The organism is Kitasatospora sp. RG8 (assembly GCF_017813315.1).
In the GTDB taxonomy this organism is placed as follows: domain Bacteria; phylum Actinomycetota; class Actinomycetes; order Streptomycetales; family Streptomycetaceae; genus Kitasatospora.
In genome coordinates, this window is the sequence record NZ_JAGIYX010000001.1 from 558945 (window position 1) to 582133 (window position 23189).

Annotated in this window: 23 protein-coding genes and 1 tRNA gene; 9 read left to right on the plus strand and 15 right to left on the minus strand. The window is 74.8% G+C overall.

What is annotated here, in order from left to right; all coding sequences use genetic code 11:
• The first annotated feature begins 15 nt into the window (after window positions 1–15).
• From J5Y04_RS02390 to J5Y04_RS02395, 3 genes are read left to right on the plus strand one after another with little or no spacing between them, the layout of a single operon-like run.
• The gene (locus J5Y04_RS02390; RefSeq protein WP_374105935.1) at window positions 16–1989 is read left to right on the plus strand and encodes an ABC transporter permease; all 1974 of its coding nucleotides are present in this window, start codon (window positions 16–18) and stop codon (window positions 1987–1989) included.
• On the plus strand, window positions 1986–2750 hold the full coding sequence (locus J5Y04_RS43870) for an ABC transporter ATP-binding protein (RefSeq protein ID WP_374105936.1): 765 nt from the start codon (window positions 1986–1988) through the stop codon (window positions 2748–2750). Before J5Y04_RS02390 ends, J5Y04_RS43870 begins: the two co-directional genes overlap by 4 nt.
• Entirely contained in the window at window positions 2747–3427 is a 681-nt protein-coding gene (locus J5Y04_RS02395; protein WP_209409708.1) for an ABC transporter ATP-binding protein, read from the plus strand. Before J5Y04_RS43870 ends, J5Y04_RS02395 begins: the two co-directional genes overlap by 4 nt.
• On the opposite strand, the gene J5Y04_RS02400 is transcribed toward J5Y04_RS02395, so the two are convergent.
• On the minus strand, window positions 3372–3791 hold the full coding sequence (locus tag J5Y04_RS02400) for a MerR family transcriptional regulator (RefSeq protein ID WP_209410060.1): 420 nt from the start codon (window positions 3789–3791) through the stop codon (window positions 3372–3374). The two genes, J5Y04_RS02395 and J5Y04_RS02400, sit on opposite strands and share 56 nt — an antisense overlap.
• A 68-nt stretch (window positions 3792–3859) precedes the next feature.
• Here J5Y04_RS02400 and J5Y04_RS02405 point away from each other — a divergent pair, with 68 nt between their 5' ends.
• Window positions 3860–4807, plus strand: a complete 948-nt coding sequence (locus tag J5Y04_RS02405; protein ID WP_307852887.1) for an NAD(P)-binding domain-containing protein — start codon at window positions 3860–3862, stop codon at window positions 4805–4807.
• Here the strand turns inward: J5Y04_RS02405 and J5Y04_RS02410 are convergent.
• From J5Y04_RS02410 to J5Y04_RS02440, 7 genes are all read right to left on the minus strand, one after another.
• A complete protein-coding gene (locus tag J5Y04_RS02410; RefSeq protein ID WP_209409710.1) occupies window positions 4761–5576 on the minus strand; it encodes an SDR family NAD(P)-dependent oxidoreductase in 816 nt (271 codons plus the stop codon). The two genes, J5Y04_RS02405 and J5Y04_RS02410, sit on opposite strands and share 47 nt — an antisense overlap.
• A 156-nt stretch (window positions 5577–5732) precedes the next feature.
• The gene (locus tag J5Y04_RS02415; RefSeq protein ID WP_245203975.1) at window positions 5733–6419 is read right to left on the minus strand and encodes a response regulator transcription factor; all 687 of its coding nucleotides are present in this window, start codon (window positions 6417–6419) and stop codon (window positions 5733–5735) included.
• Entirely contained in the window at window positions 6409–7698 is a 1290-nt protein-coding gene (locus J5Y04_RS02420; RefSeq protein WP_209410066.1) for a sensor histidine kinase, read from the minus strand. Before J5Y04_RS02420 ends, J5Y04_RS02415 begins: the two co-directional genes overlap by 11 nt.
• A 157-nt stretch (window positions 7699–7855) precedes the next feature.
• Window positions 7856–8641 (minus strand): ABC transporter permease, encoded by a 786-nt coding sequence (locus tag J5Y04_RS02425; protein ID WP_209410068.1) that lies wholly within the window; start codon window positions 8639–8641, stop codon window positions 7856–7858.
• A gap of 47 nt (window positions 8642–8688) precedes the next feature.
• Window positions 8689–9627 carry an ABC transporter ATP-binding protein gene (locus tag J5Y04_RS02430; RefSeq protein WP_245203976.1) on the minus strand — a complete coding sequence of 313 codons (939 nt, stop codon included), beginning with the start codon at window positions 9625–9627 and terminating at the stop codon, window positions 8689–8691.
• Between the two features lie 145 nt (window positions 9628–9772).
• Window positions 9773–10348, minus strand: coding sequence for an RICIN domain-containing protein (locus J5Y04_RS02435; protein WP_209409714.1), 576 nt, complete (start codon window positions 10346–10348; stop codon window positions 9773–9775).
• A gap of 131 nt (window positions 10349–10479) precedes the next feature.
• Complete coding sequence (locus J5Y04_RS02440) at window positions 10480–11994, minus strand: glycosyltransferase family 39 protein (protein WP_209409716.1); 1515 nt, start codon at window positions 11992–11994, stop codon at window positions 10480–10482.
• Between the two features lie 66 nt (window positions 11995–12060).
• Here J5Y04_RS02440 and J5Y04_RS02445 point away from each other — a divergent pair, with 66 nt between their 5' ends.
• Window positions 12061–12513: a protein phosphatase gene (locus J5Y04_RS02445; protein WP_209409718.1), complete on the plus strand. Its 453-nt coding sequence runs from the start codon at window positions 12061–12063 to the stop codon at window positions 12511–12513.
• Between the two features lie 34 nt (window positions 12514–12547).
• Here J5Y04_RS02445 and J5Y04_RS02450 read toward each other — a convergent pair whose 3' ends face one another.
• Both J5Y04_RS02450 and J5Y04_RS02455 read right to left on the minus strand, forming a co-directional pair.
• Window positions 12548–13276, minus strand: a complete 729-nt coding sequence (locus J5Y04_RS02450) for a hypothetical protein (protein ID WP_209409720.1) — start codon at window positions 13274–13276, stop codon at window positions 12548–12550.
• Between the two features lie 168 nt (window positions 13277–13444).
• Window positions 13445–14779, minus strand: a complete 1335-nt coding sequence (locus J5Y04_RS02455) for an MFS transporter (protein ID WP_209409722.1) — start codon at window positions 14777–14779, stop codon at window positions 13445–13447.
• An 88-nt stretch (window positions 14780–14867) separates the two neighbouring features.
• Between J5Y04_RS02455 and J5Y04_RS02460 the strand changes: the two genes are divergently transcribed.
• Window positions 14868–15860, plus strand: coding sequence for a DUF5937 family protein (locus J5Y04_RS02460; RefSeq protein WP_209409724.1), 993 nt, complete (start codon window positions 14868–14870; stop codon window positions 15858–15860).
• Between the two features lie 88 nt (window positions 15861–15948).
• Here the strand turns inward: J5Y04_RS02460 and J5Y04_RS02465 are convergent, their stop codons facing one another.
• Window positions 15949–16143, minus strand: a complete 195-nt coding sequence (locus tag J5Y04_RS02465) for a hypothetical protein (RefSeq protein ID WP_209409726.1) — start codon at window positions 16141–16143, stop codon at window positions 15949–15951.
• A gap of 311 nt (window positions 16144–16454) precedes the next feature.
• Between J5Y04_RS02465 and J5Y04_RS02470 the strand changes: the two genes are divergently transcribed.
• Both J5Y04_RS02470 and J5Y04_RS02475 read left to right on the plus strand, forming a co-directional pair.
• The gene (locus J5Y04_RS02470) at window positions 16455–17366 is read left to right on the plus strand and encodes a ribosome-inactivating family protein (RefSeq protein WP_209409728.1); all 912 of its coding nucleotides are present in this window, start codon (window positions 16455–16457) and stop codon (window positions 17364–17366) included.
• 423 nt (window positions 17367–17789) lie between these two features.
• The gene (locus tag J5Y04_RS02475) at window positions 17790–18314 is read left to right on the plus strand and encodes a GNAT family N-acetyltransferase (RefSeq protein WP_209409731.1); all 525 of its coding nucleotides are present in this window, start codon (window positions 17790–17792) and stop codon (window positions 18312–18314) included.
• A 94-nt stretch (window positions 18315–18408) separates the two neighbouring features.
• On the opposite strand, the gene J5Y04_RS02480 is transcribed toward J5Y04_RS02475, so the two are convergent.
• Window positions 18409–19068, minus strand: coding sequence for a helix-turn-helix transcriptional regulator (locus J5Y04_RS02480; RefSeq protein ID WP_209409733.1), 660 nt, complete (start codon window positions 19066–19068; stop codon window positions 18409–18411).
• A 149-nt stretch (window positions 19069–19217) separates the two neighbouring features.
• On the opposite strand from J5Y04_RS02480, the gene J5Y04_RS02485 reads away from it, so the two are divergent.
• The gene (locus tag J5Y04_RS02485; protein ID WP_209409735.1) at window positions 19218–20621 is read left to right on the plus strand and encodes an MFS transporter; all 1404 of its coding nucleotides are present in this window, start codon (window positions 19218–19220) and stop codon (window positions 20619–20621) included.
• 149 nt (window positions 20622–20770) lie between these two features.
• Here J5Y04_RS02485 and J5Y04_RS02490 read toward each other — a convergent pair.
• From J5Y04_RS02490 to J5Y04_RS02500, 3 genes are all read right to left on the minus strand, one after another.
• Window positions 20771–20842, minus strand: a tRNA-Glu gene (locus J5Y04_RS02490).
• 178 nt (window positions 20843–21020) lie between these two features.
• Window positions 21021–21503 (minus strand): YbaK/EbsC family protein, encoded by a 483-nt coding sequence (locus J5Y04_RS02495; protein ID WP_209409737.1) that lies wholly within the window; start codon window positions 21501–21503, stop codon window positions 21021–21023.
• Complete coding sequence (locus tag J5Y04_RS02500; protein WP_245204172.1) at window positions 21500–23170, minus strand: 2-isopropylmalate synthase; 1671 nt, start codon at window positions 23168–23170, stop codon at window positions 21500–21502. The genes J5Y04_RS02495 and J5Y04_RS02500 overlap by 4 nt, the downstream gene beginning before the upstream one ends.
• Window positions 23171–23189: the final 19 nt, after the last annotated feature.

Here is a 23189-nt window from a genome sequence, read left to right on the forward strand (position 1 = left end):
CGGGCGGAGGTCACCGTGCCGGACGTCCTCACCCCCGACTCCCTCGGCCTCACCGTCGACCTCGCGCTCGCCGGACTGACCGTCGGCTGCGCCGCCGCCCTGAGCGGCATCGGCCTGGTCGTCTGCCACCGCGCCACCGGCGTGCTCAACCTCGCCCAGGGCGCGCAGGCCATGCTCGTCGCCTACCTGCTGCGCGACCTCGTCGTGGTGCGGCACTGGCCGGTCTGGCCGGCCGTCGCGTGCTGCCTGCTGCTGGTCGCCCCCGCCCTCGGGGTGGTGCTGGACGCCCTGGTGTACCGGCCGTTGCAGCGGCGCGGCGCCGGGACGGCCGAGACCGTGGTCGCCGGGGTCGGTGTCTTCGTCCTGCTCATCGGGGTGGTGGTGCTGCTCTGGGGCGCCGCCCCGCTGAGCGGCGCGCCGTCCCCGTTCGGCGGTACTCCGATCGTGCTGCCCGGCGGACACACCCTGCGGCCGGACACCGTGGCGCAGCTCGCCGCCATCCTGGTGCTCTCCGTGACGGTGGCCGCGACCACCCGCTTCACCCGGTTCGGCCTCCAGCTGCGCGCGGTCGTCGACGACCGCCGGCTCGCCCGGCTGGCCGGGGTGGACGCCGACCGGGTCTCGGCGGCCGGCTGGGCGTTCGGCTCGTTCACCGCCGGCCTGGTCGGTGTCGCGCTGGCGCCCTACCTGCTGCTCGACCCGTACGGGCTGCCGCTGCTGGTGATGGAGACGATGGCGGTAGCGGTGGCCGCCCGGCTGCGGTCCATCCCGGTGGCGGTGGCGACCGGCCTCGGCCTCGGGATCGCGCAGGCCGAGATGACCCGGCTGCGCCCGCCCGGCCAGCTGCTGCCGCTGGTGCAGGCGGTACAGGCCAACCTGTTCGTGGTGGCGCTGCTGGCCGCCGCCCTGCTGGCCGGCCCCCGGATCACGGGCGGGCAGCCCGACCGTGCCCCGCTCACCGCGCCCGGGCCGGCCGGCGGGGGGCGGGCGGCCCGGGCGGCCTGCCTGGTGCTGCTCCTGCTGCCGCTCGGCTTCCGCGGCAACGACCTGCGCAGCGCGCTGCTGGTGCCCGCGCTGGCCCTGATCCTGCTGTCCATCGTGGTGGTGACCGGGTACGGCGGGCAGATCTCGCTCGGCCAGGCCGGGTACGCGGGGCTCGGCGCGCTGGGGACGGCGCTGCTGATGTCCGGACGGATCCCGGGCGTGCCGCCGCTGCCCGCCGCGCCCGCGCTGCTGCTCGCGGTCCTGGCGACCGCGCCGCTCGGTCTGCTCACCGGCTGGCCGGCGATCCGGCGGCGCGGGTTGGCGCTCGCCCTCGTCACCTTCGCGGTCGGGACGGCGATGAGCCGCTTCGTCTTCCAGCAGCCGTACGCGACCACCGGGCTGACTCTCGACCGGCCCGCCTTCCTGGCCGGCGACCGGGCCTTCTACCTCGCCGAACTGCTGCTGCTCGGGCTGGGCCTGGTGGTGGTGCACGCGCTGCACGGGGGGCGGCTGGGCCGGGCCCTGACCGCGATGCGCGACCACGAGCAGGGCGCGGTGGCGGCGGGGGTGGACGTGCCCGGGCTGAAGCTGTTCGCCTTCGTGGCCGGGGCGGCGCTGGCCGCGCTCGGCGGCGGGCTGATGGGCCTGGCCGGGCGGGCCTTCGACGCGGCCTCGTTCGACCCGGTGCTCGGTCTGCTCTGGTTCGCGGCCGTGGTGGTGGCCGGCGCGGACAGCGCGCTCGGGGCGGTGCTCGCCGCCGCCCTGCTGATCGGCCTGGACTCGGGCACGGTGGCGGGGGTGTCGGCGGTCGCGGTCGGCGTCCTCGCAGCGGCGATCGGCCGCCTGCCGGGTGGCCTCGCGGGCGTGGCGGCCCGTCTGCCGCGCCGCCGCCCGGCGGAGGCCGCCGCGGCGCTGCCGCCCGCCCGGCTCACCCCGGCGGGCCGGCGGCTCCGCGCCCTGATCGCCGCCCGGCGCGGCGACGCCCCGGGGGAGGCCCGGCCGTGAACCGTACGGACATCGGCCGGGCCCGGCTGACCGCGCGGGGGGTGGTCCGCCGGTACGGCGGGATCGAGGCGGTGGCCGGGGTGGACCTGGCCGCGCCGCCGGGGCGGATCACCGCACTGATCGGACCGAACGGCGCCGGCAAGAGCACGCTCTTCGACTGCCTGGCCGGGACGGTGCGCCCGGACGCCGGCCGGGTGCTGCTCGGCGGCCGTGACGTCACCCGGCTGCCCGCGTACGCCCGGGTCCGGCTCGGGCTGGCCCGGACGTTCCAGCAGATCGCCGTCTTCCCGACCCTCCCGGTCGCGGACAACGTCCGGATCGGCGCCGAGCAGCGGCGCGGCCGCCGGCCGGACCCGCGCGCGGTGGACGGGGCGACGGCGCGGGCCCTCGCCCTGTTCGGGCTCGGGAGCGTCGCGGCGCAGCCGGCCGGCGACCAGCCGACCGGGGTGCTGCGCCTGGTGGAGCTGGCCCGCGCCCTGGCCGGCGACCCGCGCGTGCTGCTGCTGGACGAGCCGTCGGCCGGTCTGGACGCGGCGCAGACCGCCCGGCTGGTCTCCGTCCTGCGCGGCCTGGCCGGCCGGGGCATGGCGCTGCTGCTGGTCGAGCACGACCCGGACCTGGTCGGGGAGCTGGCCGACACCGTGTACGCGATGGCCGGCGGCCGGGTGGTGACGTGTGGTCCGGCCCGCGCCGTACTCGCCGACGCCCGGGTGGCGCGGCTGTGGGGCGGGGCGGCGGCACCGACGGGGGCCGGCCCGTGAGCGTCGAAGCCGCCCTGCGCTCGGCCCGCGTCCGGTACGGGCCGCTGGAGGCCCTGCACGGGGTGGACCTCGCCTTCCCGGCCGGCGCGGTCACCGTCCTGCTCGGCCGCAACGGCTCCGGCCGCACCAGCGCGTTGCACGCGCTCGCCGGGGTGGTCCGCCTCACCGCCGGGCGGGTGCTCTGGCAGGGGCGGGACGTCACCGCGCTCGACGCGCACCGGCGGGTCCGGCTCGGGCTGGCGCTGGTGCCGGCGGAGCGGGCGGTGTTCACCTCGCTGACGGTGGCCGAGCACCTCGGGCTCGGCGGCTCCGACCCCTCCGGGGCGGACGAGGTGCTCGCGCTCCTGCCCGAGCTGTCCGCCCTGCTGCCCCGACCGGCCGGGACGCTCTCCGGCGGCCAGCGGCAACTGGTCGCCGTCGCCCGGGCGCTGACCGCACGCCCGCGCCTGCTCCTGCTCGACGAGCCGGACCGGGGCCTCGCACCCGCCGTCACGGCCCGGCTCCACGCCCACCTGCTCGGCACGGCCGCCGCCGGGGACCGGACGGTCGTGCTGACCGCGCAGTCGCTCCCCCGCAGCCTGGCCGGGGCGGCGGTCGTCCACGTGCTGCACCGGGGCGAGGTCAGCTTCTCCGGGGAGCCTTCCGAGCTGAGGGGGCGTCCGGCCGGGGCGTGGTGATCAGTTCGCCCGGCGCCGCGGCGGCCATGATGTCGCCCAACAGGCGGCGTGCGGACTCGAGTTCGCTGATGGTCCCGGCGATCCGGGCGTCCTCGGCGGCGAGGCCGGCGAGGAGTTCGGGGCACGTCGGGCCGGGGCGGCGCTCGCCGGGGGCGGGCAGGCCGGGGAGGAGCCCGGCGATCACCGTGCTGCTGAGGCCCGCCGCGAGCAGGGTGCGGATGCCGTGGACGGTGCGGACGTCGTGCTCGCCGTACTCGCGGTAGCCGCTGGGGCGGCGTTCGGGGCTGAGCAGGCCCTGCTCCTCGTAGTAGCGCAGCGCACGGGTACTCACCCCGGTCCGCCGGGCCAGTTCCCCGATCCGCACCACGGCCCCCTCGGCGCCCGTTCCCACGCTTGACCCTCACGTCGACGTGAAGGTCTAGCTTAACCGCCGTGACAGACTTCCGATCCTCCGCAACCAGCCCTTCCCACACCCCCGTTACCGTGCTCGGCCTCGGCCCGATGGGCCGCGCGCTGGCCTCCGCGCTGCTCACGGCCGGCCATCCGGTCACCGTCTGGAACCGCACCCCCGGCCGGGACGCCGACCTGCTCGCCGGGGGCGCCGAAGCCGCCGTGAGCGCCGCCGGGGCCGCGAGCGGGAGCCCCCTCACGCTCCTCTGCGTCCGCGACCACGACGCCGCCCGGGCCGTCCTCGACGCCGCCGGCGAGGCCCTGCGGGGCCGGACCGTGGTCAACACCACCTCCGTCGCCCCCGGACAGGCCCGGGAGACCGCCGCCCGGGCCGCCGGACAAGGCGTCCGGCTGCTCAACGCCGCGATCCTCACCCCCACCCCGACCATCGGGCAGCCGGGCGGCGTGATCGTCTGCTCCGGCGAGGAGGAGCCGTTCCACGCGCACCGGCCCGCGCTGGCCGCTCTCGCCGGCACCGTCACCCACCTGGGCGCCGACCCCGGCCGGGCGGCGGCGTACGACGCGGCGCTGCTGGACTTCTTCTGGACCACCGCGCACGGCTACCTGCACGCCCTCGCCCTGGCCCGCGCCGAGGGCATCACTGCCGCCGAACTCGCCCCGTACGCCCACGGGTTGCCGCGCATCCTGCCGGCCCTCATCGATGACTGGGCCCGCCGCGCCGACGAGGGCCACCACCCCGGCGACCTCAGCAGCGTCACCTCCGCCGCGGCCGGCCTCGCCCACGTCGCCGGCACCGCCCGCGCCCGCGGCTTGGACACCGCCGTCCTGGACGCCGCCCTCGCCGTCACCGCTCGGGCCCTCGCCGTCGGCCGCGGCCCGGAAGGCGTCTCGGCGCTGATCGAGGTGCTGGGCGCCCGGCGGCCTACTGCGCCAGGTAGCCCCCGTCGACCGGGAGGACGGCCCCGGTGACGAAGGAGGCGTCGTCGGAGGCCAGGAACACGACGGCGGCGGCCACTTCGGCGGGCGCGCCGAGGCGGCCCATCGGGTGGAGCCGCTCGATCGCCGCGAGGTACTCGGAACCGCCCGGCTCGTCCCGGAGGCGGCGCACGCGCTCGGTGGTGATGGTGCCGGGGGCGACGGCGTTGACCCGGATGCCGCGGTCGGCCCACTCGACGGCGAGGTGCTTGGTGAGGCCGGAGGCGACGAACTTGGCCGGCCCGTAGACGGCCTGGCCGCGCTGGCCGGCCTCGCCGGAGATGGACGAGACGCAGACGATCGCGCCGCCCCGGCCCCGCGGGGCCGCCATCGCCTCGATCGCGTACTTGCAGGTGAGGAACATGCCGCGGCCGTCGACGGCCATCACCTGGTCCCACTCCTCGGCGCTCGCCTCGGTGATCTCCATCAGCGGCAGCACGCCCGCGTTGGCCACCAGGACGTCGAGGCGGCCGTGCCGGTCGACGGCGGCGGCGATCATCCGGCGGGCGTCGTCGTCGCGGGAGACGTCGCCGACCACCGTGCCGACGGCCTGCGGGAGTTGCTCCGCCAGTCGGCGCAGGCCGGCGGCGTCGATGTCGGTGGCGACGACCGACGCGCCCTCCCGGGCGAAGCGCTCGGCCACCGCGCGGCCGATGCCGCTGGCCGCGCCCGTCACCACGCACACCTTGCCGGCCAACCGGCCGCCTCCCGGGAGTCCGTCGCCAGGGGATCCGTCACGCGGTTCGCCGCTCACCTCGGTCATGGCACCGGACTCTACCGACCATCCGTCAGAAACCGTGGTGCGCAACGGTTCACCGGTCCGCGGAAGTGGCGGCGGAGGTGGTTGCGAAGGTGGCGGTCCCGGTGCGGCAGGGGCGGTTCGGCACGGGCGCGCCGGTGGCGCCACGACGGACGGGCCCTACCCGAGGATGCGCCGCTCGTACGCCTGGGCCACGGCGGCGGCCCGGTCGGCCGCGCCCAGCTTGGCGTAGATGTGCGTGAGGTGGGTCTTCACGGTCGCCTCGCTGATGAACAGCACCCGGGCGATCTCCCGGTTCGAGGTGCCCTTGGCCACCAGGGCCAGCACCTCGCGCTCGCGCGTCGACAGCGGCGTCTCCTCCGGCCCCTCCCCGCGGGGGCCGTCCTCCCCGTGGGCCGCCCCGCCGCGGGCCGCCGGGGTACGCACCGCGGCGACCAGCCGGGAGGCGACCGCCGGGGAGAGCACGGTGCGCCCCTCGGCCGCGGCGCGCACCGCGGTGAACAGCTCGTCGCGCGGTGCGTCCTTCAGCAGGTAGCCGGTGGCGCCGGCCTCGATGGCGGGGAGGGTGTCGGCGTCCGTGTCGTACGTGGTGAGGACGAGGACGCGGGCCCGCGCACCCCGGTCCGTGAGGGCGGTGATGGCCTCGACCCCGCCGCCGCCCGGCATCCGCAGGTCCATCAGGACGACGTCGGGGTCGAGCGCGGCGACCCGGGCCACGGCCTCGGGGCCGCTCGACGCCTCGCCCAGCACGCGGAACCCGGGGTCGGCGGCGAACATGCCGCGCAGGCCGTCGCGCACGACGGGGTGGTCGTCGACGAGGAGCAGGGTGATCACGTCATCGCTCATGGCGCACCAACGGTACGCGAGCCGAGACCGCCGTCCCGAAGCCGGGTTCGGACTCGATGGTGACCGAGCCGGCGATGCGCTCGGCCCTGGCCCGCATGCCGGACAGGCCGAAGCCGCCGGTGCCGGCGCGGGCGGAGGCGGTGGGCAGGGCGAGCGGGTCGAAGCCCCGGCCGTCGTCCCGCACGTCGAGGACGACCTCGTCGTCGATGAAGGAGAGGGTGAGCCCGAGACGGGTCGCCTGCGCGTGCCGGGCGGCGTTGGCGAGCGCCTCCTGGCCGATCCGCAGCAGGGTGGCGGCGATCTCGCCGTGCAGCTCCTCCACCGTGCCGGTGACGGTGAACTCGGCCTGCACCCCCGTCCGTTCGCGCCACTCGGCGACCGTCTTGCGCAGCGCCCCCGGCAGCGTGTCGTGCTCCAGCGCCGCCGGCGAGAGGTTGCGGACGGAGCGGCGGGCCTCGCCGAGGCTGTGCCGGGCGAGGTCGGCGGCCCGGTCGAGGTGGCCGCGCGCGGCGGCCGGGTCGGGGGCGGTGGCACCGGCCTGGAGCTGGGTGACGATGCCGGCCAGCCCCTGCGCGATCGTGTCGTGGATCTCGGCCGCCATCCGGGTGCGCTCGTCGGCGACCCCGGCCTCCCGCGCCTGGACGAGCAGTTGGGCGTGCAGGGCGGCGTTCTCCGCCAGCGCCTGCTGGAGCGCGGCGTTGGCCCGGGCCAGCTCCTCGATGGCGGCGGCCTGGGCGCGGGCCCGTTCGGCCTCCTGGGCGGCGACCCGGCTGAGCACCACCAGCAGCACGAGGTGCACGGTGAGCAGCCCGCCGAAGACGACCATCCCCGTCGTGCCGCGCGGCGGGAACCCGCCGGACTGGGAGCCCGCCAGGGTCACCGCGGTGGCGACCATGCCGGGCCAGCGCAGGCGCCGCGGCAGGAGCCGCTCCGCGTCGTAGTAGCCGGCGGTCGCATAGGTGGCGAAGAACGGGTTCAGCCAGGTCAGCGCGAAGGCCAGTGCCCAGCGGACCCCGTAGTACGCGGCGCTGTAGGCGGACGGGCCGGGGCGGTCGCGGGCCGCCGCGAGCCACCACAGTTGCAGCACGACGGCCGCGGCGGCGAGCGCCCCGACGGCCGCCCACCGGGGCCCGTCCATCCCGATCAGCCGGGAGGTGGCCGCCGAGAACAGCAGGCCCGCGCCGAGCAGGGCGAACGATCCCCAGCGGTGGAACACCGCCCACCGCCGCTCGACGGCGGTGCCGGCCCTCGCGGCGTTCTCGGCCCCCGTCCGCGCCACGTCGCTCCCGCCCCGGTCGCTGCCGGGCGCACCACCCCCGACGGCGATACCCCCGACGGCGATCCCGCCGGGCCCGCCCCTGTCGGCCGCGTCCCCGCCGGCCCCCCCGTACGCAATGGTCACCCGCCCAGTCTGCACGAGGCCGATCACCACGGCGTCACTCCCACCGGAACCAGCGGGCGGCCGCCGCCAGCAGCGCCACCACCCAGACCGCGAGCACGCCCAGGTGCCCGAAGCCCGGCCAGGACCCCGCCGACGCCTCGCCGAACGCCTCGGCGGCGGCGCCGAACGGCGTCCAGCCGACCACCCGGGCGAGGGCGTCCGGCATCGCCTGCACCGGCACCCAGGTGCCCACGCAGAACATCATCGGGAAGTAGACCGCGGTGCCGACCCCGTTGGCGATCTTCGAGGTCCGGGAGAGCGCGGAGATCACCGCGCCGAGGGCCAGCGCGCCGAGAGCGGCGAGCACCAGGGCGAGCAGGTAGCCGAGCGGCTGCCGCGGCAGCGCGACGTCGAAGACGATCCGGCCCACCGCCAACGACAGCGCGGCCGACACCAGCGCGGCAGCGCCGTGCAGGACGATCTGCGCGCCGAGCAGCGCGGCCGGGCGGACCGGGGTGGTCGACATCCGGCGCAGGATGCCGCGCTCCCGGTAGCCGGTGATCACCGGTGGCATGGCCGCGACGGCGGCCGTGAGCAGCGCGATGAGCACGGACACCTGCCCGTAGGCGTCGACCGTCCTGATGCCGCCGAGCGACTCCTTGACCTCGCGGAAGGCGGGGATCGAACCGAGGATCACGAGCAGCAGGGTGGGGAACACCAGGATCCAGAAGACGCCGGCCGGCTCCCGCAGGAAGAGCCGCGCCTCGGCGGCGAGGACCGCGGCGGCCGGCCCGCGCCGGCGGACGGCCCGGGCGGACGGCGTGGACGGCGTGGACGGCATGGACGCCCCGGACGTGGACGTGGGAGTGGACGGCGTGCGGGCGGCGGTCATGACTCGGCTCCGGTCAGGTCGATGAACGCGTCCTCCAGGGTGGCGTCGGTGACGCGCAGTTCATGGGCGGTGATGCGGTTGCGGGCGAGCAGGGTGAGGACGGCGTCGACGGTCTCGTCGGTCCCGGCCAGCGTGAGCCGGCCCTCCTCGGAGACGACGGAGACGAGCCCGGGCAGCGCGGCGAGGTCCGCCTCGGCCGGCGGCACCGAGGGCCGGAAGGAGACGACCCTGGCCCCGGCCGAGCGGCCGATCAGCCCGGCCGGGGTGTCCAGCGCGACGATCCGCCCCCGGTCGACGACGGCGATGCGGTCGCAGAGGCGCTGCGCCTCCTCCATGAAGTGGGTGACCAGCAGGACGGTGACCCCGCCCTCCCGGACCGACTCGACCAGCTCCCAGGTGGCGCGCCGGGCCTGCGGGTCGAGCCCCGTGGTCAGCTCGTCCAGGACGACCACGCGCGGCCGGCCGATCAGCGCCAGCGCGATGAACAGCCGCTGCTTCTGCCCGCCGCTGAGGTCCGCGAACCGGGTGGACAGCCGGGAGGTGAGGTTCAGCCGCCCGGCCAGCGACCGCCAGTCGGCGGGGTCGGGGTAGCAGGCGGCGTACAGCTCCAGGGCCTCGCGGACGGTCAGCTTGGGCTGGAGCTCGCTCTCCTGGAGCTGGACGCCGAGGACCCGGGTGGTCGCCGCACGGTCGGCCCGCGGGTCGAGCCCGGCCACGCGCACGGTGCCGCCGTCGGGAACGCGCAGCCCGGCCACGCACTCGACCACGGTGGTCTTGCCGGCACCGTTGGGGCCGAGCAGACCGAAGATCTCGCCCTCGGCGACGGAGAAGGAGACGCCGTCGACCACCGGGCGCCCCGCGTAGGACTTCTGAAGGCCGGTCACCTCGATGACGGGGCCCGAGGCGGGCGGCGCTGGACTGCCGGAAGGTTTCATGGGTCCAGCTTCGCGAGCGGCCGGGACGGGCGGCATCCGCCGATCCGCTCGACCCGGGGCGCCCGTATCAACCGATCGGTTGATACGGGCGCCGGGGCTCCCCTCGGCCGCGCTCAGCCGATCGTCAGGACGAACGGCGTTGCTTCTAGTACAGCGTCCAGAGGTGGTCGTCGGTGCCGCCGTAAGCCCAACCGGCTCCATAGCAGTTGTAGACGGTCAGCGGCAGGCCGTTGCGCTCGCCGCCCCAGTTGGCGACGTCCAGGCACAGCGTCGGAGTGGTGGCCATCAGGGTCTTGACGTTCATCAGCACCCCGTAGCCGGAGTAGTCCGAGGACGGCTGGAAGACCCACTCCTGGTTGTCCCCGCCGCCCGGGGAGCAGGTGTACATCCCGACCTGGGTGCCCGGGTCCACCACTCCGTAGTTCGGCACGTCCATGCACTGGCCGCTCTTGATGTTGCGGATCGTGAAGGCCGACATGCCGCGGTAGACGTTGCCGTCGTAGTCGAAACTCCACTGTTGATTGTCGTTGCTTGACCCGTCGCACGTGTACTCGTACACCTTGGTGTTGTACTCCGCGCCGTAGTTGGGCAGGTCGGCGCACCAACCTGAGGCCAGGTTGTACAGCACCCCGGGGTTGGCGGCCTGGGCCGGAACCGAACTGACCGCCACGGCTGCCAGCACCGCCGCTGCCACGGCCGCCACCCGCCTGAATCGCTTCATCGTTCCTCCGCTGCGTGAGGGATCGGGGCGTCAGTTCACCATCCACACAAATGACTTGGCCATGACAGGACCGACCGGGGGTGACGGAGTGTCCGATTCCCCCGGTCGACTTGGCCGATCCCCGACCGGCCCTAGGAGTAGTGCCGCAGCTCCGGCCAGAGGGCGGACCACGGCCTGGTGGTGCCGGTGCACAGCAGGACGGGGGCGTGCTGCTCCTGGTTCGCCACTCCGTGGCCGTTGTCGACACGGGCGACCACCCGGCAGCCCGTGAAGTACCGCTCCACGCCCGCGGACCCGTCCGGGTGGAGCAACAGGACCGGGCCGTCGGAGGTGTCCGGCGGCGGGCCCCAGTCGGCGAGGCTCATGTGCCCGGAGTAGGGGGCCGGGAGTCCGTGGCGCGGGCCGTACCGGGCCAGCGCGCCCGCCTCGCCGTAGTTCGAGGTGAAGATCACCGCCCGGCCCCGCCGGTCGGCCGGAATCGCGGACCAGCCTCCGGCGGCGGCCTCGGCCAGTTCGGGCCAGCCGATCTGCTCACCCTGCTCCGCGTCGATCCCGTTCACCACCGGGACCAGCTGAGCCGGCAGCACCGGCAGGGTGATCACGACGTTCACCGCGGCCGCGAACGCCAGCCACGCCGCGAACCGCACCCGGCCACGGCGTGGCCGCGCCGCCACCCGCTGCGCCAGCGGCTCGCAGCCCGCGGCGACCAGCACCAGCAGCAAAGGAAACGCGTAGTACGGCTTGCCTCCGACGGCGATCACCGCGACGCAGATCACCGGGTAGGCGACGGCGAAGGGCCTGGCCCAGTGCACGGCCCGGTCCCGGAGCAGCCGCCGGAACCCCGCCACCCAGACCGGCACCAGGACCGGGGACAGGTAGAGGATCTGCATCGGCACGAACATCAGTCGGTTGCCGGCCCCGTCCCTGTCGCTGATCCCACCGGCCACGGTCAGCTCGGGCCAGCCGTGCGCGGCCTGCCACCACAGGTTCGGCAGCGCGACGACCAGCGCGACCGCCAGTCCGGCCACCGGCCACCAACTCCGCAGCACGTGCCGGGGCCCGACCGCGAGCACGGCGGGGACGAGGGCGACGGCGAGCAGCACGACGAGGTCCTTGTTGAGCAGCGCGACCCCGGTGGCCGCGCCGAGCGCCACCCACCAGCGGCCGTCGCCGGTCCGCAGCAGGCGCAGTGCCGGCAGGCAGACGGCCAGCCAGGCGAGCAGGTCGAAGGTGCTGGTGTTCAGCAGATGACCGACGGCGAGGACGAACGCCGAGCAGGCCGCGCAGCAGGCGGCGAGCAGCTGACCTTGTCGTCCGGCACCCAGCTCCCGTGCCAGCAGTGCCATCAGGGCGATGCTCGCCGCGCAGATCAGCGCCGGGACCACCCGTAGCCCGGTCAGGCTGTCACCGAACACCGCCGTCGACGCCCGTCCGAGCAGCGGGGTCAGCGGCGGCTGGTCGACATAGCCCCAGGCCAGGTGCTCGCCGGCGGTTAGGAAGTACAGCTCGTCGCGGTGGAATCCGTAGCGGCCCGCGAGCAGGACCAGCAGGGCGGCGACCGCGGCGGCGACCGCGGTGACCTGCTTGGCCGCGAACGGCCTTACGACCATGGCCGGTTGCTCCGGCGCATCCCCCCGAACGCCCATGGGGCGAGTGTCGCAGTCGTGCGGCCGTGGAGGAAGGGGCCTGCCGCCCCGTCGTAGGCTCGCCCCATGACCGTCTCTGTCGACCGAGCCTCCGGGGCTCCCTGGGATCCGACCGCCGCCGGAGTGATGCGACTCCCCTCCGGCCGGCTGGTGCGGGGGCGCGGCCTGCTCCGGCCGGTGCCGCCGGGCCCGGGGCCCGATGTCGGCTTCTACCTGTTGGGCCGGCGGCCCGCGGCCTTCCCCTGGGAGACCAGGTGGCTCCGCTGGCCGGACTTCAGGCTGCCCGCCGACCGCACCGAGGCCGCCGCGGCCCTGCGGGAGGCGTGGGAGCGGTCGACCGCCGAACGGGTCGAGCTCGCCTGCGCCGGCGGCCGCGGCCGGACGGGCACGGCCCTCGCCTGCCTGGCGGTCCTGGACGGGGTACCGGCCGGCGAGGCGGTGGCATACGTGCGGGAGCACTACGACCGGCACGCGGTGGAGACGCCGTGGCAGCGCCGGTTCGTGGGGCGGTTCGGGTAACGGGCGCGCGTTTCACGGACGGGCCCGGGGGCGACTACCGGGCCGACGCCGCGGCCAGGAGGTACGACGGCTGGACCATGGCGGCCCACCAGGTGGACATGTCGTCCTCGGGGTCGTCTGGCTGCGGGGTGCGCCAGCTCGTGGCGGCGTGCAGGACGGCGTGCTCGCCCGGTTCGAAGGGCGGGAGGGTCCAGGTCAGGCCGCGGTAGCCGTCCACGTACTCGACGCCCCAGGTGAGGCTGGGCGAGCGGCGGTAGACGTCGTCGAGGTGGGCGGCCCAGCGGCGGGGCACGGAGTCGCCGGCCTCCGCGCGGGCACAGATGTCCTCCTCGTCGGAGCCGCTCAGGGTGAGGACGGTACCGGCGTTCCCCAGACTGACGGCGGCCACGGCCTGCGTGCCGTCGTAGCCGCTCTCCACGTCCGCCGGCACCGCGCGGAAGGCCGCCGAGAGCTCGACGCGGCGCAGCGCGGTGCGCGCGTACACCTGCCAGACGGCGCCCCAGCAGGCGTCGACCGGGACGGTGAAGTCGGTGGCGGACGCCTCGAACGGGCAGAGCAGCAGCTCCAGTTCGACGGACTCGCACTCCCAGCGGTGGATCAGGGCGCCGCCGGGCAGCCGATGGGCGCGGGTCGGCTGCCGCGGCACCGGCCGGCGGTCGACGACCGCGCCGAACTCCAGCACGCCCAACGGGGTGGGGACATCGGGAGCGGCGGACACGAACGGCCCCGCAAGGCGGGGAACGGAGGGCAGCAGACCGGGCATGCCGGCAGCCTACGCACACCGCCGGGCGGGCACCCTCGGCACCCGCTCTGCACGGGAAGTCGGACCGGCCGACTTCCCGTGCAGAGCGGCAGGACGACAGGGCCGCAGGACGACAGGGCGGCAGAACCGCAGGGCGGCACGCGGGCCGCCGGCACGGACGTCGGCGGCTCAGAGGCCCGGCAGTTCGCGAAGCGTCCGCAGGGGCGAGAAGTAGACCGGCACCCACACGAGGGCGAGGCCCACGGCGCCCGCCCAGAGGGCGGCACGGGTGGAGAACAGCTCGCCGAGCAGGCCGGCCAGTGCCGCCCCGGCCGCGAGGGAGCCGGTGAGGACGAAGCGCATCGTGGCGTTCATCCGGCCGAGCATCCGGTCGGGGGTGACGCTCTGGCGATAGCTGACCTTGAGGACGTTGTCGATGCCGACCTTGAAGGTGGTGGCCAGCCAGCCGCCGCCGGCGAGCCAGAGCGCCGGGCCCCGGTCGACCAGCGCCACCGCCACACCGAGCGGTGCGACCGCCAGACCCATCGACCAGAGCACCCGCCCGGCGCCGAGACGGCGGGCCAGGTGGCGGGCCGACAGCGAGCCGAGGAAGACACCGATCCCGCCGACGGCGAAGAACAGGCCGATCGCGGCGTCGGGGAGCCGGAGCTCACGGACGAACAGGACGGGGAGCACGGTCTGGCAGAGCTGGATGGACAGGTTGGTGCAGCCACCCGCCAGGGCGACGGCCCGCAGCGAGGGGTGGCCGAAGACGAAGCGCAGGCCCTCCCGGATCTCCCGGGCCAGCCGCCGGCGGTCCGCCGCCTCGGGCGCCGGCTGAGGCTGCGGCTCCGGCCGGCGGAGGCGCAGCAGGCAGACCGCCGACCAGAGGTAGCTGACGGCGTCGACGGCGAGCGCGAGGGGCGCGGAGACCAGTGCCACCAGGAAGCCGCCCGCGCCCCGGCCCCCGACCTGGGTCGCGGCGTCGACCGTCACCAGGTACGCGTTGGCCCGGGCGAGGTGGTCCCGGCCGACGAGGTCCGGCAGATGACTCAGCGCGGCGACGTCGAAGAAGACGGTGGCCGCACCCGTCAGCAGGGCGACCAGGCAGAGCTGCTGGATGGTGAGTGCACCGAACGCCCAGGCGACCGGCACCGAGGCGAGCAGCACCACCCGGACGAGGTCGGCGGCCACCATCACGGGCCGCTTGCGCAGCCGGTCGACCCAGGCCCCGGCGGGCAGACCGATCAGCACGAACGCCAGGGTGCCCATCGTCGACAGCAGACCGACCTGCCCCGCCGAGCTGTCCAGCGCCAGCACGGCGACCAGCGGGAGCGCGAGCTGGCCGACCGCGCTGCCGAGTCTGCTCACCCCCGTCGCGCCGAGCAGCAGTCGGAAGTCGGGATCGCGGAGAAGCGGACGGCTGGTCGCGGGCCGGGACGCGGGCGGCCGGGTCGCACCGGGGTGAGTCGTGACGGGGTGAGTCGTGCCGGGGTGAGTCGTGCCGGGGTGAGTCGTGGTCATGCGGCGAGCCTCGCCCCGTGCCCGGACCCGGACCATGAATTTAGGCTGAGCTAAAAGCAAGAGGCCGAGCGAGCGACGGGGATGCGCCGTGCTGGAGTTGGAGTTCACCGCCCGCGACCTGGCGCGGACCAGGTTCGCCCTGTCCCCGCTCTGGGAGGTCGTGGCGAGCGTCCGGATCCTCAGGAACCCGGACGCGCACCCTCTGTACCGGCCGTGGAGCGACCAGGTACGCCCGCGACTGGCCGCCGCCGGGCTGGACTGGGGCCTGCTCGCCGACCTCGTCCCCGACCCGCCCCGGGCGATCCCGATCTTCATCGCTCCCCCGCCGACGACTCCGCTGTCCGACCTGACGGTCGAGCTGGCCGCGCTCCGGGCGACCCCGGCGGAACGGGTCCGCGCCGGCCTCGGCGGGAAGCGGGCGCCACGGTCCGCGCGGATCGACGCACTGCTCGCCGACCCGCACGGCGGCCTGGCGGAGCTCGCCGAAATCGTCGAGGCCTTCTGGGAGATCGCGCTCGCGCCGTACTGGCCGCGGGTGCGCTCACTGCTGGAGGGCGACGTACTCCACCGGGCCAGGCTGCTGGCGGAGGGCGGCGCCGACCGGCTGCTCAACGACCTCGACCCGGCCGTCGCCTGGGACAGCGAAACGCTGCGCATCCGGCACCGCTCCCCCGGCGGCTCCCTCCGGCTCGGCGGGCACGGCCTGCTGCTCGTGCCGTCGGTGTTCGCCTGGCCCCGCGTCTTCTCCGTCACCGCCCCCGCCTGGCAGCCCACCCTGCGGTACCCGCCGCGCGGCATCGCCACCCTGTGGGAACGGCGCACGGCGGTGGCCCGGCCCCTCGCCGCGGTGCTCGGCCGGACCAGGGCGCACCTGCTCGCCGAGCTCGACCTCCCGGCCTCCACCACCGACCTGGCCCGGCGCACCGGCATCACCCCGGGCGGCGTCTCCCAGCACCTGACCGCCCTGCGCGCCGCCGGCCTGGTCGACGCCCACCGCGCCGGCCGGTACGTGCTGTACACCCGCACCGAGGCCGCCGAGGTGCTGCTCACGGCTGCCGAACGGGGCGGGAGGGAGGACTGAGGAGCAGGGTGCGACCCCGAGCTGCGGACCTGCGAGCCGTGACCTGCGAGCCGTGGACCCAAGGACAGTGGACCCAAGGACAGTGGGCCTACAAGCCGTCGTCCGAGGACCGGCCGACGCTGCGGCTCTCCTGCTTCTGGTAGCGCCGCAGCATCCTGCCCGCGCCGACGGTCAGCCGGGCCACCACACGCGCCCAGCGGGGCCCGCCGCGGTCCGCCCAGACCACGCAGACGCAGCCGCCGATGACCGCCGCCAGGATGCCGACCAGGACCAGTCCCACCATGTTTCCCACCCCTGCCTCACAGTTGGTGCCGGCGATCCTCCCGACCGAAGGACAGGACCGGATTTCGAGCAGCATACGCACCTTCCCGCCCGGCCGACTTCCTGCACGGTGGTGGGACCGGGCAGGCCGGTCGGCGATGGCAGGGCGGGGAGTGCGCTGCAGATCAAGAGCCGTGGCCCCGGCGGCACATCAGTGGATCGTGCGGCGGATTAGCGTGCCGACAGCGCGTCATGGATGCTCGCCATGTGCGGAAACCAGTGGCCGGGCCGGCGCGCTGACGACCCGTCTTTTCACCATTGAGGAACTCCCGCATGCTCACAATGAACGGATCCGGCGCACTGGTACGGGTGCGCCGACAATTGGTCGGCGCACTGGTGGCCCTGGCCCTGGCGGTCGGGCTCATGGGTATGACGCCGCCTTCGGCGCACGCCGACACCAACAACCGCCTCAGCACCATCAACTGGGACATCAGCGACCTGAACGGCGGCGGTGCGTCGGCGCACCAGCGGTATTGGGACGTGATCTCCCAGCTCCACTCGCTCAGCAGCCACGACTGGTTCAGGACCGACCTGGACGAGACCGTCGTGGCGGACAACGACCAGCTCATCCAGATCAGCCTGAACCGGGGCGGCGCCTACCTCGGGGCGATCTACTTCTGGCCGCACAACCTCTACGTGGCCGGCTTCTACCAGGTCGGGGGAACGCACTGGGTCTTCAACGACGGTGACGCGCAGAGGGAGCGCTTCAACCGGGTGCTGGGCGTCCAGGCGAGCACCCTCCCCTGGACCAGCAACTACAACGGCCTGCCCGGCGGCGGCACCCGGCAGAACCAGCAGATCAACGGGCCGCGGCTCGACAACGCCCTGCAGCAGGTGCGTCAGATCGCCGCGCTCCAGAACAGCGGCAGCGGGCGCGCCGTCCTGGCGGACTCCCTCGTCATGATGATCCAGGCCACCTCGGAGGCGGCGCGCTTCGGACGGATCTTCGACAACATCCGCGGCAACATCCGTGACCACGGCGTCGCCCAGATCGGCACGGAGAACGTCAACCTGGAGAGGAACTGGGACACGCTCTCGAACTGGGTGTACCGGGTCATGAACAACGCCGGCACCCCGCCCGTCACGGTCGGCGAAGGGGTCTTCGCCCGTACGTTCTACACGTTGCAGCAGCTGATGCAGTACGTGTCCTACATGGACCTCTACAGCGGGTCGCGTCCCAGGTAGTCGCTTCCCCGTGGATGACGAACCGCCAACGGCAGGTGGGCGGCCACACCCCTGTGGGTGGCCGCCCACCTGCCGTTGTGGCCGCCGGCAGCACGCACGGGAAGCCGGCCGGGCGCAGGCGTTCGTGGAGTTCGCCGCCTCCCTCTGACGCACCACCTTCCGCCTCGGCCGTCCACCACCCGGCGGGCGGCCCCAGTGCATCCGGGCGAATAAATCAGGAGCGTTGAAGCCCCCGCCCTGCTACGGTCGCCTCGTCCGTGCTTGACCAGGATGCCGAGAGAGACGGGGAAGGTGAGATTGTGGCCGCGGTGATGACCGCTGCGCCTGTGCTGCGCAGCGCCCGGATGCCCGTCCTCATCTCCCGGGCCCTGGTCTGACCGTACTTTCCGCGTTGCGCCGGGGCCCTTCATCCAAGGGTTCACCATGTCCTCGACCTCTTCCTGGCTCACCCGCACCGAGACCCCCTCGGACGTCCCGACCGTCCAGGCCCTGACCCTCGCCGCCTTCGGCCGGGCGCACGAGGCCGACCTCCTCGCCGCGTTGCGCGCCGACGAGGGCTGGATCGACGGCCTCTCCTTCGTCGCCACGCAGGCCGCCGACCCGACCGGCACGCCCGTCGCCCATGTCGTCCTCTCCCGGGCGTACATCGGCGACGTCCCCGCTCTCGCCATGGGGCCGGTCTCCGTGCACCCGGACCACCAGCGTTCGGGCGCGGGCTCGGCCACCGTCCTCGCCGCGCTCGATGCCGCCCGCACGGCGGGTGAGCGCTTCGTTTTCCTGCTCGGGCACCCGACGTACTACCCGCGGTTCGGCTTCGTCCGCGCCTCCGCGCACGGCATGGAGCTCACCATGGACGTGCCCGACGAGGCGTGGATGGCGCTCAGCCTGAACGAGGGCGACCCGCTGCCGTCCGGCACGGCCCGCTGGGCGGCGGCGTTCGGCATGTAAGCGCGGAGGTAGTGGAACTGACGTCACGTCATTGACGACGGGGTCGCAGCCGCCCGGCTGCGACCCCGTCGATGGGGCCCGTCACGGCGCGGGATCACGGCGTCGCCGACGGGCCGGTGCGGACGACGGCCTGGTCGCCGTGGGGGCCGAAGAGGTGCAGGATCTCCACCGCGTCCGCGCCGGCGGGGCCGAACCAGTGCGGTTCGCCGGTGTCGAACTCGGCCACCTCGCCCGGACGGAGGATGACCTCGCGCTCGCCGAGGATGAGCCGGAGTTCACCGGCGAGCACGTAGAGCCATTCGTAGCCGGCGTGGGTCACCAGCTCCGGTTCGCGGTGCCCGAGCACCTGCTTGAAGACCTGGACGCGGCCGGGGTACTGCGTCAGCGGCACCAGGACGCTGCCGCGCTTCCTGCGCTGCGGCTTCAGGTGGACGCGCGGATCGCCGGTGGCGGGCGCCGCCACCAGCTGGTCCAGTGCGACGCGGTGGGTCCGCGCGAGCGGGATGAGCAGGTCGAGTGTCGGGCGCCGTTTGCCGGACTCCAGGCGCGACAGCGTGCTCACGGAGATCCCGCTCTCCTCCGCGAGCGCTTCGAGAGTGAGGCCGCGGTCGCGCCGCAGGGCCCGCAGCCGCGGCCCGATGCTGTCGAGGATCTCCGCGACCCCGTCGTCCGGGCCGTGCGAGGCGTGCGAGGGGTGCGAGGCGTCCGGCACGTACGAGGCGTCCACCGGGTCCGTACGGTCCACGCGGCTCATCCGGTCCTCCGCTTCACCCAGTCCATGCGGTCCATGCGGTTCATGCGGTTCATGGGGACCATTTTGCAGTCTTCGCAAAGACCCTGGGCCGGCGCCGGTCCCCGGTCCGAACATGGGGCCGCAAGCGATGCCGAACGGAAGGTGGGCCCGTGACCACAGCAATTCTGGCTGCTCAACCCGCATTGAGCGCCCGCCGGCGGTGGACGGTGCTGGCCGTCTGCGCGCTGAGCATGTTCCTCGTGGGCCTGGACACCACGATCGTCAACGTCGGTCTGCCCGAGATCGGACGCGGCCTGGGCGTGGACACCCGCAGCCTGGAGTGGGTCGTGGACGCCTACACCGTGGTCCTGGCCAGTCTCCTGATCGCCTCCGGCGCCCTCGCGGACCGCTTCGGACGCCGTCGCGTGTTCCGGACCGGGCTGGTCGTCTTCGGCCTCTCCTCGCTCGCCTGCGCGGTGGCCCCGTCGCTGGGGTTCCTCGTCGCGGCGCGGGCCGCCCAGGGGGTCGGGGCCTCGATGCTGAGCCCGGTGGCCCTGGCGATCGTGGTCAACGCGATGCCCGATCCGCAGGAGCGGGCCCGGGCGATCGGCGTCTGGGCGTCGGTCTTCGGGCTCAGCATGGCGGCGGGCCCGGTCACCGGCGGGGCGCTGATCGCGGCGTTCGGCTGGCGATCGGTGTTCTGGATCAACGCACCGGTCGTCATCGGGGCCCTCGTCCTGGTCGCGGTGTTCGTGCCGGAGTCGCGCGGGCAGCTGGCCAGGCCGCTCGACCTGCCCGGCCAGCTGCTCCTCACCCTTGCTCTGTGCGCCGCGGTCGCCGTCCTCATCGAGGGCCCGCGGATCGGCTGGACCTCGCCCCTGGCGCTCGCCGGCTACGCCCTGGTCGTGGCTGCGGCGGCCGGGTTCGCCCGGGTCGAGCGGCGCAGCAGCGATCCCCTGATGGACCTCGGGCTCTTCCGGCGGGCGCCGTTCGCCACGGCCGTCCTGGGCGCCGTGGCCGTGTTCGTCGCGCTGAACACGAGCCTGCTGCTCAACACGCTCTACCTCCAGCACGCCCGGGGCTGGACGCCTCTGGCGACCGGGGCGGCCACTCTGCCGATGGCGCTCGGGGCCGCCCTGTGCGCGCCCTGGTCGGGTGCCCTGGTGGGGCGTCTCGGACCGCGACGTCCGCTCCTCCTGGCGGGCGGGTTCACCGCCGCCGGCGGTCTCTGCCTGGTGGATCTCGGCCGGGACACCAGCGTCCTGCTGCTCCTGCTCGCCTACCTGCTGATCGGGGTCGGCTTCGGCTTCGCCAACGCGCCGATCACCAACACCGCGGTCGCCGGCCTGCCGCCGTCCCGGGCCGGCGTGGCCGGGGCCATCACCTCGACCGCGCGCCAGGTCGGCTCGGCGGTCGGCATCGCCGTCGCCGGGGGGCTGGTGGCCGGCGTCGGCCCCGACGGACTCGCCGATGCGTCGCGTCCCGGCTGGCTGCTCGTGACGGCCTGCGGACTGTTCCTCTTCGCGGTGGCCCGGGCCTCGGGACCGGGCCCCCGCCCGACCGCCGGCCGGTAGCCCCCAGCTGCCGGCCGCCCCCACGGACCGCACCACACGGCCACACGCCACACGCCACGCGCCACATGCCACACGCCGCACCGGCCTCGCCACCGCCCCGGGAAAACCGAAAGGGGCGGAAGTCGAAAACGACTTCCGCCCCTACGAGTTGGAGCGCCGGGCCCGAATTGAACGAACCCCTCCCACTGAAAGTGGGCGTGCTACCGCTGCACCACCGACGCCTGACAGCCCGGGTCTCGATCACTTTCGCGATCTCGTCCTGCTGACGTGGAAGAACTTATCAGCGGATGATCCGGAGGTGAAATCGGCCCTGCCGCCGCGGCCGCTGTCGGCCCGGGACCGGCCCCGCACCTCAGGCGGCGGCGCCCGCCCGGACCCGGCCGGACGGGCGCCGTGCGCTCACTCCGCCGCCACCGCCGACGGCGTGCCGCCGGTCAGCCTCAGCAGCTCCTCGTACGTCATCGGCACCACTGTGTGCGGGTGTCCGGCCGCGGCCCAGAGCAGCTCGTACCCGGCCAGCGCCGTGTCCACGACGGTGCGCAGCGGGGCCGGGTGGCCGGCCGGGGCAACGCCGCCGATGGCCTGGCCGGTGGCCTCGCGGACCTGGGCCGCGGACGCGCGGGTGATCGGGCCGGTGCCCAGCTCCCGGGCCAGGTGGGCCGTGTCGACGCGGTGGGCACCGCTGGTCATGACCAGCAGGGGCGCGTCGTCGCAGCTGAAGACCAGGCTGTTGGCGATGGCGCCGACCTCGCAGCCGAGCGCGGCGGCGGCCTCCGCGGCGGTGCGGGCGGAGTCGGGCAGGACACGGATCTCACCGGGCAGGCCGGCCGCCGCGAGGGCGTCGGCCACGGCCTGGCTCCGGGTGGGGAGTGCGGGCGTCATACCGGCATCCTCTCCTGCCCGTTCGCCGTCGCGCGGCCGACGGCGCTCAGCACGGCCCGTACGCCGGCGGTGAGGACGGAGGAGTCCCGCCCGACGCCCCAGACCACCTCTCCCCCGACCCGCGCCTCGACGTACGCGACGGCGTCGCTGTCGGGGCCGGTGCGGACGGCGTGCTCGGTGAAGCCGAGGATGTCGACGGCGGTTCCGCCGGCGCGCAGGGCGGCGGTGACGGCGTCCAGCGGGCCGTTGCCCTCGCCCCGGTGCGGGCCGACCTCCGCCCAGTGCCGGCCGTCCTCCTCCCCGGTGCGCCACGCGGCCTGCACCGCGGCGTCCAGGTAGGTGGCGCGGAACAGTGCGTACAGCTCGTCGGCGGTCACCTCGCGCCCGCTGTCGTCGGCCGACTCCTGCACCACCCGGGAGAACTCGATCTGGAGGCGGCGCGGCAGCTCGAGCCCGTGCCCGGTCTGCAGCAGGTAGGCGATGCCGCCCTTGCCGGACTGGCTGTTCACCCGGATCACGGCCTCGTAGTCGCGCCCCAGGTCCGCCGGGTCGATCGGCAGGTAGGGGACGGCCCACGGCGCCTGCGCCGCCGGCACGCCCAGGTCGGCCGCCGTCTTGGCGTGGTGGGCGAACCCCTTCTTGATGGCGTCCTGGTGGGTGCCGGAGAAGGCGGTGTGGACGAGGTCCCCGACGTAGGGGTGGCGCTCGTGGACGGGGAGGCGGTTGCAGTGCTCGACGGTCCGGCGGATCTCGTCGATGTCGGAGAAGTCGATCATCGGGTCGACGCCCTGGGTGTGCAGGTTGAGGGCCAGCGTCACCAGGTCGACGTTGCCGGTCCGCTCGCCGTTGCCGAACAGGCAGCCCTCGACCCGCTGGGCGCCGGCCAGGACGGCGAGTTCGGCGCAGGCGACGCCGGTGCCGCGGTCGTTGTGCGGGTGGACGGAGAGGATCACCGCCTCGCGCCGGGCGAGGTGGCGGTGCATGTACTCGATCTGGTCGGCGTAGACGTTGGGGGTGGCGATCTCGACGGTGGCGGGCAGGTTGTGGATGACCGGGCGGTCGGGGCTCGCGTCCCAGAGCGCGGTGACGCCGTTGCAGACGTCCAGGACGAAGTCCGGCTCGGTCAGGTTGAACACCTCGGGCGAGAACTCGAAGCGCAGGCCGGGGCGGTCGCCGGCCCGCCGGGCCATGTGCCCGGCGGCGGCGGTGACCAGGGCCCGGACCTCGTCCCGGTCGCGGCCGAGGACGACGTCGCGCCAGGCCGGGGCGGTGGCGGTGTAGAGGTGGACGACGACCTTGGGCAGGCCTTCGACGGATTCGAAGGTGCGGTCGATCAGGTCCTCGCGGGCGGCGGTGAAGACGACGACGGTGACGTCCTCGGGGACGGCGCCGGGGGTGGTGGCCAGCCGGCGGACGAAGTCGAAGTCGGTGCGGCTGGCGGAGGGGTAACCGACCTCGATCTCCTTGAAGCCCATGGCCAGGAAGAGGTCGAACATCCGCTGCTTGCGCGCCGGGTCCATCGGCTCGGCCAGCGCCTGGTTGCCGTCGCGCAGGTCGACGGGGACCCAGAGCGGGGCCTGCTCGATCCGGCGCGAGGGCCAGTCCCGCGGCTCTCCGGCAGGCAGGTGGACCCGCTCGTGGGCGGGCCGGTAGCGGTGGTGCGGCATGGCGCTGCCGCGCTGCGGG